This window comes from Bacillus sp. SIMBA_008 (assembly GCF_046535495.1).
GTDB classification, from domain to species: domain Bacteria; phylum Bacillota; class Bacilli; order Bacillales; family Bacillaceae; genus Bacillus; species Bacillus subtilis.
Genome location: NZ_JAWRWL010001079.1, coordinates 1 through 244, shown reverse-complemented (window position 1 = coordinate 244; position 244 = coordinate 1). Strand labels below are relative to the sequence as shown.

Below are 244 nucleotides of genomic sequence, written 5' to 3'. Positions count from 1 at the left end.
CTGCAGGATCGCGGCGTACGCCCAGGGGTCGACCTTGGCGCCGGGGACGAACACCAGCCCGAGCTCGGACTCGCCGTCGGCCGGAGCGAGGACGATCCCCTGCTCGGCATCCTCGACGGTGATGGCGGCGTTCTCGCGGACGCCGGCCAGGGGAGCCGGCTCGGCGGGCATGACGCCGATCTGACTCCAGGCGACGATCCCGCCGACACCGAGGAGCAGCAGGATCGCGAGACTCCCGAGCACC

1 protein-coding gene is annotated in these 244 nt (G+C 72.5%); it reads right to left on the bottom strand.

Annotated features, from left to right (window positions below):
* Positions 1-244: hypothetical protein (locus SB658_RS26740; RefSeq protein WP_410603522.1), on the bottom strand; the 244-nt coding region annotated here is incomplete at both ends.